At 50.0% G+C, this 14,238-nt stretch carries 12 protein-coding genes; 2 read left to right on the forward strand and 10 right to left on the reverse strand.

All coding sequences use genetic code 11. The features are described 5' to 3' along the window. Window positions 1-10: 10 nt before the first annotated feature. On the reverse strand, window positions 11-1,348 hold the full coding sequence (gene rsxC / locus DXC51_RS17315) for an electron transport complex subunit RsxC (protein WP_025491034.1): 1,338 nt from the start codon (window positions 1,346-1,348) through the stop codon (window positions 11-13). Window positions 1,349-1,603: 255 nt separating this feature from the next. Here rsxC and DXC51_RS17320 point away from each other — a divergent pair, with 255 nt between their 5' ends. Further along, a complete protein-coding gene (locus DXC51_RS17320) occupies window positions 1,604-2,713 on the forward strand; it encodes a ribonuclease H-like domain-containing protein (protein ID WP_025491033.1) in 1,110 nt (369 codons plus the stop codon). Here DXC51_RS17320 and DXC51_RS17325 read toward each other — a convergent pair. The 8 genes from DXC51_RS17325 to DXC51_RS17360 all read right to left on the reverse strand — a co-directional run bounded on the left by DXC51_RS17325 (window position 2,710) and on the right by DXC51_RS17360 (window position 12,081). Further along, entirely contained in the window at window positions 2,710-4,995 is a 2,286-nt protein-coding gene (locus DXC51_RS17325; RefSeq protein ID WP_117545023.1) for a putative glycosyltransferase family protein, read from the reverse strand. The two genes, DXC51_RS17320 and DXC51_RS17325, sit on opposite strands and share 4 nt — an antisense overlap. Window positions 4,996-5,113: 118 nt before the next feature. Then, entirely contained in the window at window positions 5,114-5,626 is a 513-nt protein-coding gene (locus tag DXC51_RS17330) for an L-2-amino-thiazoline-4-carboxylic acid hydrolase (protein WP_117545024.1), read from the reverse strand. 168 nt (window positions 5,627-5,794) lie between these two features. Beyond that, on the reverse strand, window positions 5,795-6,967 hold the full coding sequence (gene rpsA, locus DXC51_RS17335) for a 30S ribosomal protein S1 (RefSeq protein WP_021636416.1): 1,173 nt from the start codon (window positions 6,965-6,967) through the stop codon (window positions 5,795-5,797). After that, entirely contained in the window at window positions 6,948-7,796 is an 849-nt protein-coding gene (gene ispH, locus DXC51_RS17340) for a 4-hydroxy-3-methylbut-2-enyl diphosphate reductase (RefSeq protein WP_117545025.1), read from the reverse strand. Before ispH ends, rpsA begins: the two co-directional genes overlap by 20 nt. A gap of 1 nt (window position 7,797) precedes the next feature. Then, window positions 7,798-8,469 carry a (d)CMP kinase gene (gene cmk, locus DXC51_RS17345; protein ID WP_117545069.1) on the reverse strand — a complete coding sequence of 224 codons (672 nt, stop codon included), beginning with the start codon at window positions 8,467-8,469 and terminating at the stop codon, window positions 7,798-7,800. Window positions 8,470-8,569: 100 nt separating this feature from the next. Next, window positions 8,570-9,889 carry a BaiN/RdsA family NAD(P)/FAD-dependent oxidoreductase gene (locus DXC51_RS17350; protein ID WP_117545026.1) on the reverse strand — a complete coding sequence of 440 codons (1,320 nt, stop codon included), beginning with the start codon at window positions 9,887-9,889 and terminating at the stop codon, window positions 8,570-8,572. Then, window positions 9,886-10,842, reverse strand: a complete 957-nt coding sequence (locus tag DXC51_RS17355) for a MurR/RpiR family transcriptional regulator (protein WP_117545027.1) — start codon at window positions 10,840-10,842, stop codon at window positions 9,886-9,888. Before DXC51_RS17355 ends, DXC51_RS17350 begins: the two co-directional genes overlap by 4 nt. Before the next feature lie 243 nt (window positions 10,843-11,085). After that, window positions 11,086-12,081: an NYN domain-containing protein gene (locus DXC51_RS17360; RefSeq protein ID WP_021636430.1), complete on the reverse strand. Its 996-nt coding sequence runs from the start codon at window positions 12,079-12,081 to the stop codon at window positions 11,086-11,088. Between the two features lie 291 nt (window positions 12,082-12,372). Here DXC51_RS17360 and DXC51_RS29580 point away from each other — a divergent pair, with 291 nt between their 5' ends. Beyond that, the gene (locus DXC51_RS29580) at window positions 12,373-12,516 is read left to right on the forward strand and encodes a hypothetical protein (protein WP_021636431.1); all 144 of its coding nucleotides are present in this window, start codon (window positions 12,373-12,375) and stop codon (window positions 12,514-12,516) included. Window positions 12,517-12,714: 198 nt separating this feature from the next. Here DXC51_RS29580 and DXC51_RS17365 read toward each other — a convergent pair whose 3' ends face one another. Further along, window positions 12,715-14,238, reverse strand: coding sequence for an alpha-N-arabinofuranosidase (locus DXC51_RS17365; RefSeq protein WP_117545028.1), 1,524 nt, complete (start codon window positions 14,236-14,238; stop codon window positions 12,715-12,717).

The raw sequence follows: 14,238 nt of genomic DNA on the forward strand, positions 1-14,238 counted from the left end.
CTCTTTCCTCCTATTTTTTATTGGCTGCGCTTGTTTTCTTGCGCTCTGCCAGGACCATTTTACGCATGGATTTGATCGCCTGGGTAAGCTGGCGCTTGGCCGGGCAGACATAGCTGCAGCAGCCGCATTCACAGCATTCCATACCGTCATGCTTCTCAAAGGCTTCCATATCATAATGCTCCGAATAGGTGGAAAGCAGTGTGGGCACAAGCCTGGAAGGGCAGGCCTCCACACATCTTCCGCAGTTGATGCAGGCCGAAGGCTCTCCTACCTCATCCTTCGACATACACAGCAGCGCGGACGCCGTTTTCGTTGTGGGCACATCCAGATCGAAAATGCCGAAGCCCATCATGGGGCCGCCCGACACAATCTTCTCCGGCTCTTTGGAAAAGCCGCCCGCTTCTTCTATCAGTTCATGATAATTCGTTCCGATCCGGACAATAAAATTCTGGGGATTGGCAATGGCATCCCCCGTGACGGTAACAATACGGTTCATCAGAGGCTTGCCCTCCCTCACCGCACGGTTGACCGCGACCACGGTGTCCACATTGTCCACGATACAGCCTGCATCCGCAGGAAGCATGGAGGAATTGATGGCCCGCCCGGTCACTGCAAAAATCAGCTGGCGCTCGGAGCCCTGGGGGTACTTGGTTTTCAGCTTCTTCACCGTAATCCTGGGCTCATCGCTGGTCATCTCAGTCAAAAGCTTAATGCAGTCCGGCTTATTGTCCTCCACCGCCAGCACTCCCTTTGCATTGGGGAAAAGCCGCAAAATCACCTGAAGGCCCCCGATGAGCTTATCAGGCTCCTCCAGCATCCTGCGGTAATCCGAAGTAAGATAAGGTTCGCATTCGGCACAGTTGGCAATCACATATTCTATTTTATCCGGTTCCTTTGGTGAAAGCTTTACATGCGTGGGGAACCCTGCGCCGCCCATACCGACCACGCCCGCTTCCTTCACCAGATTGATGATCTCTTCTCCTGACAGCTCCTCAAGGGGCTTCACCGGAGGATATTCCACTTCTTCATACCGCTGATCATTCTCAACCACAATGCTCATCACATTATCGCCGGTGACCACACGCCTCGGTTCAATGGACTTCACCGTTCCCGATACGGTACAGAATACCGATGCGGATACGAAGCCCCCCGCTTCCGCTATCTTCTGCCCTGCCAGCACATGGTCCCCCTTTGCCACGATTGGCCTGGCGGGCGCGCCGATATGCTGGGACAACGGATACACCAGATCTCCCTTTGGCAAAACTGCTTTCATGGGCTTATCCTTGGACAGGTCTTTTCCGTCGTATGGATGGATGCCGCCCATAAATGTTAACTTCGCCTTAGCCATTTTAGCTATCCCTCTTTTCTTGTTAATTATTGCGTATGCACAGGACGAAAGCCGGAACGCATTTTTCAAACACGTCCTGGTCCCCCTCGCCTCCTGTGTCTCCCCGGGTCCGCCGGATTCCTCTGCAGCCGTTCTTTTCAAACGGGCCGGTTACCTTCCTGCCGGCAAACCACGGGACGCACGGCATAACATAATCATACCTTAATTTTCATCAAATTACTACATAAAAATCAAAAAATATGGTATATTAATTGTATGAAAACACGAATTCAGAACATACATACAACTGCCGGAGAAACCATCCGGCATTTTCTGGGAGACACGGAAAGTATCCTTTTTTTTGATATCGAAACCACCGGACTCTCCCCCAAAAACGCTTCCATTTATCTTATCGGCGCCGCGTTTCTTCAGGATAAAAAGTGGACCCTGCAGCAATGGTTTGCAGAAAACACGGCTGAGGAGGAAGCCATTCTGGACGCTTTCCTGAAATTTGCCGCCCCTTACCGGAAGCTGGTGCACTTTAACGGGACGACCTTCGATGTCCCCTTCGTACAGGCAAAATGCAAAAAATATGGCCTGGATTCCCCATTCCCGCAAATGGAGCAGACGGACATCTACCGCCAGATATCGCCTTTAAAAAATCTGCTCAAGCTGCCCAACTGCAAGCAGAAAACATTGGAGGAATATCTTGGCCTTAACAGAGAGGATCCCTTTACCGGCGGCCAGCTGATAGAACTGTACAAGGTCTATCGCCAGGAACGGGATCACCGCCTGCTGGAGGTGCTCCTTCTTCACAATGCGGACGACATCCGGGGCATGCTGTCCGTGGTTCCCATCCTTTCCTATCCGGAGCTTTTTGAAAGCATCCCGTCCGCTGTCGGGGCGGAAACGGACCTTTGTACAGATTATGCGGGAAACATACAAAAAGAACTCCTTGTCCGGCTCACTTTTCCCGCTGCGCTGCCTGTCCCCCTCTCATTTCATGGAGGAGGCTGCTATTTTTCCGGCAGCGAAAATACGGGGACGCTGAAAATACCTATACTTTCCGGCGAGCTGAAATTCTTTTACCCGGATTATAAAAATTACTCTTATCTTCCTGAGGAGGACAATGCCATTCATAAATCAGTGGCCGTATATGTGGATAAGTCCCATCGGGTGCCCGCTACTCCCGCCACCTGCTATACGAGAAAAAGCGGCGAATTCCTGCCCCAGCATCTCAAGCCGGGACAGGAGGATCTTTTCACCCCGGCCTTCCGGAAAGGGGTAAAAGAAAAGGAAAGCTTTTTCCTTCTGGAAGAAGCTTTCCTGAATGACAGTAAACGGCTGTCCCTCTATGCCGGTCATATACTGGACGGAATGCGTTAATGCGTTCCGTCCTTTTTCTTGCCCGCCCCGGCCGCCACAACAGCGGGACTGCGTTTTCTGCGGTTTATCACAAAATATCCCGGTACTGCAATACAGCCAAGCAGCGTCAGGAGGGATATCACCTGGGAGATACGGAAAATAACAGGCTGGCGGTATCTTACAAAGACGGTATGGCTGGCTCCGTCTCCGTTTAACATCACCCTCACACGGTAATTATTTCCGTAGGTTACTTCCAGCGGCGTACCGTTTTCATCCTCCGCCGTATAGCCCAGATATTTCTGGATCGGGAAATCCACATACTGCCCTTCCTCCGAGGTTTGATAGGCCAGCTTTCCTTTGGTGCCCTTCTTTTCATAATCCTGTACAACTACCTTTTCGGCATCGGAAAGCTGCAGATCCGCTGTCAGCTTATCGTCCATCAGCGCATCTATCCGCCATTCATATGGATAAATAACGGTGGCATCCGATTTCGGGATTCCTATGATTTTATCCTGATGCCCCACCGTTGTGGTGTCATCATAATCTTTATATGCAAAATTATTCTGATTATAGGGCTGGTTCAGGCAGGTGAGCAGGTTCACTCCCACCAGAAATGCAAATACAAGATTCCTGTAGGGCCGCAGCACCTCCGATTCGGACAGCCAGATGACGCCCGCAAAGATAAACAGGATTCCTGCAGGGGCCAGAAGCCGCCAGGGGAACTGGATCGTCCGCAGGACCGGTTCGATGGCCGGAATCAGCTCCTTCAGCGTCTTGCTTCCGAAATAGCCTGTCACAAGGAAGGTCAGCACACAGGCGCAGCCGAAAAGATAGGTGAGGAAGCTGTCTCTTTTACAGTTCTTTTCCTTTGATTTCTCGCATACCAGCTTGAGGATGCATATTGCCGCACAGCCCAGGATGGGAAGTCCCAGGGACAGGAAACGGTAATCGTTGGTATGGAAGGTATCCGCCAGGAAGGAAGCATTGATGGAATACTCCGAAAAGCCGCTCCAGTCCAGCGCCTTCTGGTACAGGTTTTCCTTCAGGTAGAAGAACAGGAAAGGCACCAGGAACCACAGATTCAGCAGCACCGTAAGCCCCGCCGCTTTCAGCAGTTCAAGCCATCTTTTATCACAGAAGAGCTCCCTGATAAAAATAAGACAGCAGACAGCGAAAATTACGCCCATCGTGGCTGTGCTGAGCACATGGCTTTCAATCACTCCAGTAAAGCCGATTACCAGCCACGGCCATTTCTTCTTATCTCCCAGCAGCACATGGTAAAAGCCGGCGATAATCAGCGGCAGGAAGGTCAGCGCCAGTGTTTCCCCAAGCGCGCCCCTTGCGTAAATATTCGTAAAACGGTAGGGCATTAGGATATAAAGCGCCGTTCCCAGAATACAGGCGTATTTTGACCTGGTAAGGGATTTGAATACCCGGAATGTAATCGCCACAGTGGCAATATTGGCCATAAATATCAGCGTTTTATAGGAAAGCGCCAGGGAAACGCCAAACAGCCTCAGCACTGCGGGGATATACAGGAACAGATAGGGATACATGCTGTTCAGATATCCGTTTCCTGCCAGCGCTTCAGGGAAAATAACCACCGGGAACTGCCCGTCCAGCATTCCATCCTTCAGCCCCTCAATTCTGAGCAGATGGTAACAGACGTCATCCGCCTGGGCGAAGGCCTGGATAAACAGGGGCATGGAAGAATACAGGCACAATCCCGCCAATATCAGGAAAGTAACCTTCTGTTCTCTTCCTGACGGATGCTTTTTCTCATAGGATGCAAGAAACACGCCGGTTATGGCCAGCAGTATCACTACAGCCGCCAGGAACCAGGCATCCCTGTAAAAAGCGCCGTGAGGGATCAGGGAAATATTATTTACAATCAGGCTCCCTTTTCCCTGATAGTAAATACGTATATGCAGCTGCTGTGAAGTTTTATCCAGCGTAAAGGTATAATCCCGGGTGGTTTTCACTCCATCCGTACTCTCCAGGCTCCACTGGGCCACCTTTGTACCATTGTCCCATACTTCAATAATATTATCGGACGAGGTATTGGAATACTCTGGCCTTATGGTATAGGTTCCCTTATCCAGCACATAATCGTCCGTATAGGCAAACATACCGTAATATGCGGCCGTTTCATCAATGGCAATCAGCCCTGTATAATCGCTGACGCCCGCTGTCTGGTTCAAATCCGTGCCTTTAAGCACCAGGGGCTTGCTGCCCTCGTTTCCCAGCCAGATAAACAACAAAGCTGCCAGTACCGCTGCAGCATACAGAATCTTCTTTTTCATCATCTTCCTCCAGATTGTAATATAAGAAGCAACTCATTCTGCTGCGCAGCCGTCCCCCTCTGCCGGCTTCGCATCCCATTTGTAACTCATTGTAACTGACGGTTATCCGCCCTCGCAGTTACTGCTCTTTCATGGCATTTTTGCGGTAATATCTGAGATGGCAGATATCATCGCCGTTTGCAATAGTTTTCGGCAGATCCAGGGCGCAGCCATAGGCCTCCCCGATCCCTCTGTCACCGCACATGGCTGTATCACACAGGCAGGCAATCTCCTCATCACTGCAGCCCGCCTTCTGCCATGCCTTTACAAGCGGACAGTAATGAAAATGGATTTCCAGCTCATTATCCGTGCATTTCTGAATCTTCATTTCAAAAACAAGCTGTGCCGGTTTGGTAAACAGGGTTCTGCGCAGTCCCTTCAGGCTTTTGGTATGCCCTTTTTTTACTAACTGCCTGCCCTGCATATGTCCGCAGCGTCTGATAGCGGCCGGCGCAAAATCCTGCGGCAAAAGCCCCTTCTTCCTTGCTTCGTCACAAAGCAGATAAAGCCAGAGCGCCCTGTGCTCCAGAAGCTCACGTATGGCTTTAATCAGCGGATTCTTGATTTTTGGTTCATTTACAACCTTACTCATTTTTCCTCTTTCCTTCCACTTTTATGTATTTACGGCGGTTCGGCGTCCCTTTGCTGCTTACGCTTACACAGCCTGCGGAATCGTACACCGCCGGGCATATTTAAAAAAGGGATGCGGCGTACTCCCGCATCCCTTTCAACAGCACAGCATGCTGCCACTCATTGTTAATTATTCAGCAGAATCCTCTTCTGCCTTCTGCTTTGCGATTACAGCATCAATATCCACGGAAACCACGTCTGCGTCTGCTTCTTCCTGTACAGGAGCTTCTTCCTTCACTTCCTTAGGTTCGGGAGCAAGCATAGCCTTAATACTCAGGCTGATTTTCCTGTCTGTTTCATTGAAATCAACAACCTTTGCCGTAATTTCTTCTCCTGCCTTCAGAACATCTGACGGTTTGTCCACATGCTCTTTAGCAATCTGGGAAACATGAAGAAGTGCATCAATTCCGGGTTCCAGCTCAATAAACGCACCAAAATCTGTCATTCTTGCCACTCTGCCTGTTACTACATTGCCAACTGCATACTTCTCTGCAGCGGTCTTCCAGGGATTGGCATCGTCAAACTTCATGCTGAGGGCGATTTTGCTGCCGTTGATTTCCTTAATCTGTACGGTAACCTGATCACCAACCTTGAATACCTTCTTGGGGTGTTCCACTCTGCCCCAGGACATTTCAGAAATATGAAGCAGTCCGTCTGCTCCGCCCAGATCGATGAATGCGCCGAAATCTGTTACGTTCTTAACAGTTCCTTCCACTACATCACCTTCATGGATTCTTTCAAGCAGTTCCTTCTGCATCTCTGCCTTCTTGGCAACGATGAGCTGCTTGCGGTCGCCGATATATCTTCTTCTCTTCGGATTGTATTCGCTGATAACGAATTCAATATCCTGTCCTGCGTATTTGTTCAGGTCCTTCTCATAAGTGTCGGAAACCAGACTTGCAGGGATGAAAATTCTGACTTCATCTACCACTACGCTTAATCCGCCGTCAAGTACCTGGGTTACCTTGGCAGTAAGCACTTCGTGATTGTTGTATGCTTCTTCGATTCTCTTGTTTCCTCTGTCAGCAGCCAGACGCTTGTAGGAAAGGATAACCTGTCCTTCTCCGTCATTTACCTTAAGTACCTTGACTTCCATCTTGTCGCCCGTTTTAACGACCGCTGTCATGTCCACGCCGGGATCGTTAGTATATTCGTTTCTTGTAAGAATACCGTCTGACTTGTATCCGATATTAAGAATCACTTCTTCAGGCTTAACATCGATAACTGTACCTTCGACTACCTCTCCCGCATGTATAGTTTTTAATGATTCCTCCAACATTTGTTCAAAAGTTAATTCTGACATAGTTTTGAACCTCCTCGATTAATTTATTCGGGGTAGACGCTCCGGCTGTAATACCCACCAGGCGGACAGCTTTGGGTAGTTCTAAATGCAAGTCATCAAGTGTCTGTATCAAACAGGTGTGAGCACACTCCTTGCAGCATATCTCATACAGCTTCCTTGTATTGGAACTGTGCTTCCCACCGATAACAATCATCGCATCAACCTTCGCTGCAATATCCTTTGCCTCAGTTTGTCTCTCCTCAGTTGCGTTACAGATAGTATTCACAACACTAATATCATAACCTTTTTTTAGAAAAATTTCAACTAATTCTTGAAATTTATTGTAGTTAAATGTCGTCTGCGACACAATACACAGCTTTTTCCCGGCTTCAGGTACGAATTCCTGTGCTTCTTTTTCCGATTCAATAACTATCGCCGGAGTGACCGACCAGCCCTGAATCCCCTCTACTTCGGGGTGTCCGGCATTTCCGATGATAACTATCTGTCGGCCTGCCGCACTTTCCTTTTCTACTATTTTATGAATCCTTTTTACAAAAGGGCAGGTAGCATCCACGCATTCCAGTCCCTGTTTTTCTATTTTTTCGCAGATGGATTTGGGCACTCCGTGGGATCGGATGACGATGGTTCCCTCCGTAAGCTGCTCCAGCGCTTCCTCGGATTCGATGACCTCAACCCCTTTTTTTCCCAGATCCTGCACTACAAATTCGTTGTGGATAATCGGTCCGTAGGTATATATTTTCTTTCCGGTTTCTATCTGTTCGTAGACCTTATCCACGGCACGCTTTACACCAAAGCAGAAGCCGGCGCTTTCTGCCAGAATTACTTCCATATTATATGCATCCTTTCTTTCTGCAGATTTCCAGGATAGCTTCCACTACCTCGTCAATGGTCATTTCGGAGGTGTCCACCAGAACCGCGTCCTCTGCCTGCATTAAAGGCGATATTTCCCGGTTCCTGTCCCTGGCATCCCTTTCAATGATATCCTTTTCGATTTTTTCAAGCGGCTCCGGCGTCCCTTTTGCCGCAAGCTCCTCAAATCTCCGTCTGGCCCTGACAGCGCTGTCCGCAGTCAGGAATATTTTCACGTCCGCGTCAGGGAGCACGCAGGTTCCGATATCGCGGCCGTCCATAATCACATTCTCATTGGCAGCCAGCTCCTGCTGAAGACTGCGCAGCCTGTCCCTTACAGCCGGGACAGCAGAGGAGTTGGAGGCCATGTTTCCCACTTCCTCCGTACGGATCAGGCCATTCACATTTTCTCCGTTCAGCAGCACAATCTGTTCGCCGTCCTGATAGCTTATGGTAACATCTGCCCCTGTGCATTTCGCCAGTATTGAGTCAGTATCCTGCGGCTGTACCTTCTCCCTGAGAAGGAAAAGGGCAATCGCCCTGTACATTGCGCCTGTATCCACATACACATAGCCCAGCTTCTTTGCAAGCTTTTTGGCAATCGTGCTTTTTCCTGCTCCCGCAGGGCCGTCAATTGCGATATTATAACTCATTTTTGCTCCTATCCGCCCTTTTGCCGGGCATGCGGCCAACGCCGCGTATATTATATTCAGGCGGTCCTGGTACGGGCCGCCGCTTTCTGCCTTCAGGCCGTCACGGTATGCTGGCACCCGCAAGGTATCCTGTTGACCAGGCAATCTGCAGGTTAAAGCCTCCTGTCAGCGCATCCAGATCCAGCATTTCACCGGCCATATACAGCCCGGGCACCAGCCTGGATTCCATGGTGGAGGGGTTGACCTCCTTTACGCGGACGCCGCCGCGGGTGATTATCGCCTCTTCAAAGCCTCTCGTTCCGGCAATGGTCAGCGTCAGTCCCTTGATGCATTCTTCAAAATATTTTCTTTCTTCCCTTGTTATCTCATGTACCTTCTTTTCCGGATCAATGCCGGAAAGCTGAATCATGATGGGAACCAGCCTGGCGGGGAAGAGTCCGTCCACCGCGTTTTTAAACTGCTTGTTCTTATTTTCCTCAAAATCCCGCAGAATCCTTTTGTCAAGCTGCTCCATGGAAAGGGCGGGCTTCAAATCCAGCTTCAGGTAAGCATGTGCCTTTGCCTTTCCATTTTCCAAAGGCTCTGCAGCCGCCCCTGCTTTCTTTGCCTGCTTTTCCTTCTTCTTTCTCAGCTTCTCCGCAGCGGTTTGGTAGTAGCTGCTGGCGCTGAGAATCAGCGGACCGCTCACGCCGAAATGGGTAAAAAGCATCTCACCAAAGCCGCTGTAAATTTCTTTTTCTTCTATATATAATGCGGCCGAAACATTTTTTAGGGCAAGGCCCTGCAGCTGTCGGCACCACTCCTCTTTTATATGGAAGGGAACCAGTGAGGGCATGCAGGGAACCAGGGAATGTCCCAGCTCCTGCGCCATACGCATGCCGTCGCCGGTGGAGCCTGTAGCCTGGTAGGAAAGCCCTCCGCAGGCAAGCACCACGGCGTCCGCCGTAATTTCTTCACCAGAGAGAAGCTTAAGCCCTCTTATGGCATTGGGACCGTCCTCCGCTTTTCTTACAAGGAGCTTTTTTACCGGGGTATGGAGCCGGATTTCCACGCCGGCTTTTTCCAGGGCCGACGACAGGGCGCGGATGATATCCGAGGAGTGATCCGAAACAGGGAAAACCCGGCCGCCCCGTTCCGTTTTCAGCGGACAGCCGTTTGCTTCAAAGAAATCCTGTACCGCCTGATTGTCAAAACGGGAAAAGGCGCTGTAGAGAAATTTGGAATTGCTGACTACACTTTGATACAGCTCCTGAGGCTCACAGGCATTGGTCACATTACATCTGCCTTTGCCTGTGATGTATATTTTCTTGCCCAGCTTTTCATTTTTTTCAAAAACAGTAACGCAGTGGCCTTTCCCGGCCGCGGAAAGCGCCGCCATCATTCCTGCGGCGCCGCCGCCGACTATTAATACCCTGCTCATAGATTCCTCCGTTCCGCCGCTGCCGCCTTTTCCCCATCCCCGCCTGAGGCAGACAGGTTCAGGAAGGCATCCTCATCAATAAAATTAATCTCATCATTCAGATAGACCTGGTAATTATTCCATGCACCCTCCAGGGATTCCAGGCTCGCTTTCACGGCCTCCGGCCGTTTCAGGCACAGAGCCACCACCAGGGCGTTGATTACGCTCAGCGGCGCAACAAGAGAATCCACGATGGAAACCATATCGCTTCTTGCAAGCAGATTGCAGGAGGAATACAGATTCATGGGGGAATGCACGCTGTCAGTGATAGTGATTACCTTGGCATTCCTGTCGTTGGCAAACTCCATGGCTTTCAGTGTACGCATGGAATATCTGGGAAAGCTGATGCCAATGATGGCATCCTTATCACCGATCCGCAGCATCTGCTCAAACACTTCGCTTAAGCTCGTCGTTTTCAGCAGTACAATGTTTCCCCGGATCATATTCAGGTAAAAGCTGAGGAATTCCGCCAGTGGAGCACAGCTTCTGATGCCCGCGATATAAACGGTACGGGCCTCCAGGATAATATCCACCGCCGTGTCAAAGGCTGCGGGATCCAGGTTATCAATGGTATCCTGTATTTTCTCCATATCGCTGGAAAGCACACTGGTGAGCACCTCGGACTGGCTGCTGCCACGATAGGCGGCGCCTACCTTCTGTACGGCATTCAGTTTGGTTTTCACCCAGGCAGCCAGCGCAGCCTGCATTTCCGGGTAGCCTTCATAGCCGATGGCCGCCGCAAAACGCACCACCGTTGATTCGCTTATGGACAGCGCCTCTCCCATTTTCGCCGCGGTCATGAATGCCGCCTGGTCGTAGTGCTCCAATATATAGGACGCTATTTGCTTGTGCCGTTTGCTCATACCGGAATAGGCTTTGTTTATTCTGGTGATGATATCATAATTATTTTCCATGAATGTTTACTCTTTGGTTTCCTTTTGACAGACATAACTGTCCGATACCTTTATAGTCACAGGCAGGTAATTCTTATTGTACAGACTGGCTGTTTCGGTGTCAATAATATGTGTTATTATTCCGGCGGCCTTATCTTTTTAATACAAGAAGGCTGGCTTCAGAGGGAAAGAGAAAAACAAGGCCTCTGCAATTAAGTTAATCGCATGGCCCTGTCGGTTTCATACCTTTTCTCCTGTGTAAATCTATTTTCTTCGCCCCTCATCCTTCAGCATCAGCGCATTTCCATGCACCGCAATTTTATCAAAGCTGCGCAGGAAACTGGAGATACGGCTATATCCGTAGTCGCTCAGATTAAAGTTGGGATGCTTTTTCTTAAGCTGCTCCAGGACCAGGGAAAGATTGTCCACCTTTCCGCCGTTGCGTTTCAGGAAAGCGGTGATCTCCTTCTCCAGGTCTTCCGGTTCTGTCTGTTCCTTCAGCTCAATACGGTAGGAGGTTCCCTCCTGTATAATGATGAGCTTGGGGCACTTGTCCTTCAGCAGGGTGACCAGCTTGGTGTAGCCGTAGTTTCTGGCATCGAATTCGATGAATTTGTCGCAGAGCCGGCTTCCCACCTCGCCCAGATAGGTGGGCTTGCCTTTGTTTTCATTGTTCTGGACAAAGGTAATAATAGCCTCTTCGATTTCACTGATTGGAGTAACCGTGCTGTCCTGTTTGTCTTCCGCAGCAAGCGCCTTCTGCTTCCTGCCGCTGCCTGCGGTCTTGATGCCCTCCGCATTCTTGTCCTCCACCTCACCGGAAATCAAATCCAGATGGATGAATTTATTACAGGCTTTGGTCAGGGCCAGGGGGGTTTTGGATTCTCCCATGCCGATCACGTACATCTGCTCCTCACGCAGACGCATGGCAAGCTTGGTAAAATCACTGTCACTGGTCACCAGGCAGAAGCCGTCCACCTTGCCGGAATACAGGATGTCCATGGCGTCAATGACCATGGCCATATCCGTGGCATTTTTTCCTATTGTATAGTTGAACTGCTGGATGGGGTTGATGGAGTTTTCCAGAAGAGTATCCTCCTTCCAGCCGTTTCCTTTCGCCCAGTTTCCGTAAATACGGCGGTAGGACGCATAACCGTAATCCGCAATTTCGTTAAATATGCTAGCCGCATATTTTTCACTGATATTGTCCGCATCTATGAGTACCGCAAAATGCTTCTTTTCTTCCTCTTCTATATTCATAGTCCCTCCGTTTGTCTCGCGGTATTTGTTTTCTTAACAAGTATAGCACAGCTTTTCGGGAAAGTCACGGGCGGTCGGCGTGTTGATTCCATTAAAAATAACAAATGAATGTACATGCTACGCCCCTGCCTCCCTTAACAAGGTCTGCCCCCTGTCCCATCCCGTGCTAAGAAAGTGTTAACAGAACGCTATGATTGTGTTAAGCATCCATGCAAAGTCTTTTCAGAAGCTAATACGGTTGCTAAAATAGGTCTGACAAAAGAAAGAAGCTAATAAAGGGGGCAATATAAAATGAATATCGGAATGTTAATTATCATGCTTGTCGGAGGTCTTGCCGGAATCCTTTCCACTTTATATCTGCTGGTCAGTCTTCCTGTTGTTGTAATACAGAAAGTATACAGAAAAGTCCGTTTCGGCACACCAATCATGAAGTAAAAGCTGTCGTGGCCAGATACAGATTCAGTGTACATTTTCCGTAACTGGGAGAAATACCGAACAGTTACCATTTTCCTTTATATAATGTGGACCTTGCATCCATAGCCATCAGATGGCACACCGGCAAAAAGCTGCGGAATCCCTCCGTTTTCTGGAATCCGCAGCTTTTTGTGTGTTCCTTTTAGTGTGCAGCCTGCGTTATTTCAGCTTCCAGCGCAGCACATTCCAAGAATGCTTCTTCAAAATAACTTCCGTTACGCCGTCCGATACGTCCGCCAGCTCTTTTTCCTTCGGCACCACCCTGAATTCTTCGTCAAAGGTATTCTTCGCATATGGATCATCGTCGTAAAGCTCACGCCACGCAATTCCCTCCATGCTGCCGAAGCCTTCAAAGGACAGCCGGAGCTTTACGTCCTCCTGCATTTCACAGTTCATGGCGAATACGGTGATTTCTTTTTGTTCCTCATTATAGACACAGGCAGTTGTCACCGTTTCCTGCTCACCATGATGGCAGGTTGCAGCCTTCGGCAAACGGGCGGCGCCCTTCAGGGAAATTCCCCTGCCGTAGCGGGCAGCATCCTGGAAGGGGTAAAAAGTGGTCTGACGGATCGCTTTCCCGCCCGGATCCGTGGTTATCATGCCGCCCTCGTTAACAAGAAGCGACTGGCAGGCGATTTTTACCCGATCCGCGTAATTGAGGAAAGTACACAGCAGGCCGCCGTATATCACCGCATCCAGCTGACGGAAATTGGCGAAGCCGAAATCCTGGCTCACGCCTCCCGGCACCGCGCCTGTATCCGTAATCACGCCCCATTCATCAAAGGAAATCATCATTGTTTTATCGGAGCGTTTCTTTCCCTTGACAAAATCACAGGCACTGATAATGGTATCCAGGAAATCCCTCAGATCGCGGAAGAAAAACGGGATATCCGTTTCCTCCTCGTGCATCGGGTAAAAAAGCTGCTTGGCAGGATCGTAGTTGAAATACCGGTGGAGGGAAAGATAGTCTATGCAGTCATAGGCCTCCTCCAGCACAGCAAGATCCCAGTCGCCATAGGAGGTGTGCCCCACCTCATTGGTACAGGTGCCGCAGGCGATCAGCTTTATGGAAGGATCCATCCATTTCATCATCTTAGCGGCTTCCCGGGCTTTTCTGGCATATTCTCCGGCCTTGAGCATATTGATCTGCCATGCGCCGTCCATTTCATTTCCCAGGCACCATACCTTAAAATCATGAGGCGCTTCCGAGCCATTGCCCCTGCGCGCTTCGCTCCAGGCTGTGCCCTTTTCGGTATTGCAGTAATCCACCAGCTCTGCCGCTTCCTTCGGCGTCCCGGTCCCCAGGTTGACCGCCATCAGGACCTCTGTCCCGCAGTCCGCCGCAAAGCGCGCGAACTCATCAGTTCCCACTTCATTGGTTTCCAGCACATTCCATGCCATTTCCTTTCGCACGGGCCGTTTTTCCTTCGGGCCGATACCGTCCTTCCAGTCGTAGCCGGACACGAAGTTGCCGCCAGGATAGCGTATGGCCGTCACTCCCAGCTCACGGATCAGCTCCTTTACATCATTGCGGAAGCCGTTTTCATCCGCCGCGGGATGCCCCGGCTGATAGATTCCGTTGTAGACACAGCGTCCCAGATGCTCCACAAAGGAGCCGTACATTCTCCGGTCCACCTCTCCTGTCGTAAAATTTCTGTTGTATAGTACTTCTGCATTTTTCAC

It is taken from the genome of Eisenbergiella massiliensis (assembly GCF_003435485.1).

What these genes read in the sequence shown, in the direction of transcription:
- DXC51_RS17355 (WP_117545027.1), bottom strand. Translation starts at nt 10,842, where the DNA reads ATGGAAAATAATTATGATATCATCACCAGAATAAACAAAGCCTATTCC.
- ispH (WP_117545025.1), bottom strand. Translation starts at nt 7,796, where the DNA reads ATGGAAGTAATTCTGGCAGAAAGCGCCGGCTTCTGCTTTGGTGTAAAG.
- DXC51_RS17325 (WP_117545023.1), bottom strand. Translation starts at nt 4,995, where the DNA reads ATGAAAAAGAAGATTCTGTATGCTGCAGCGGTACTGGCAGCTTTGTTG.
- rpsA (WP_021636416.1), bottom strand. Translation starts at nt 6,967, where the DNA reads ATGTCAGAATTAACTTTTGAACAAATGTTGGAGGAATCATTAAAAACT.
- DXC51_RS29580 (WP_021636431.1), top strand. Translation starts at nt 12,373, where the DNA reads ATGAATATCGGAATGTTAATTATCATGCTTGTCGGAGGTCTTGCCGGA.
- DXC51_RS17360 (WP_021636430.1), bottom strand. Translation starts at nt 12,081, where the DNA reads ATGAATATAGAAGAGGAAGAAAAGAAGCATTTTGCGGTACTCATAGAT.
- DXC51_RS17320 (WP_025491033.1), top strand. Translation starts at nt 1,604, where the DNA reads ATGAAAACACGAATTCAGAACATACATACAACTGCCGGAGAAACCATC.
- rsxC (WP_025491034.1), bottom strand. Translation starts at nt 1,348, where the DNA reads ATGGCTAAGGCGAAGTTAACATTTATGGGCGGCATCCATCCATACGAC.
- DXC51_RS17330 (WP_117545024.1), bottom strand. Translation starts at nt 5,626, where the DNA reads ATGAGTAAGGTTGTAAATGAACCAAAAATCAAGAATCCGCTGATTAAA.
- DXC51_RS17350 (WP_117545026.1), bottom strand. Translation starts at nt 9,889, where the DNA reads ATGAGCAGGGTATTAATAGTCGGCGGCGGCGCCGCAGGAATGATGGCG.
- cmk (WP_117545069.1), bottom strand. Translation starts at nt 8,469, where the DNA reads ATGAGTTATAATATCGCAATTGACGGCCCTGCGGGAGCAGGAAAAAGC.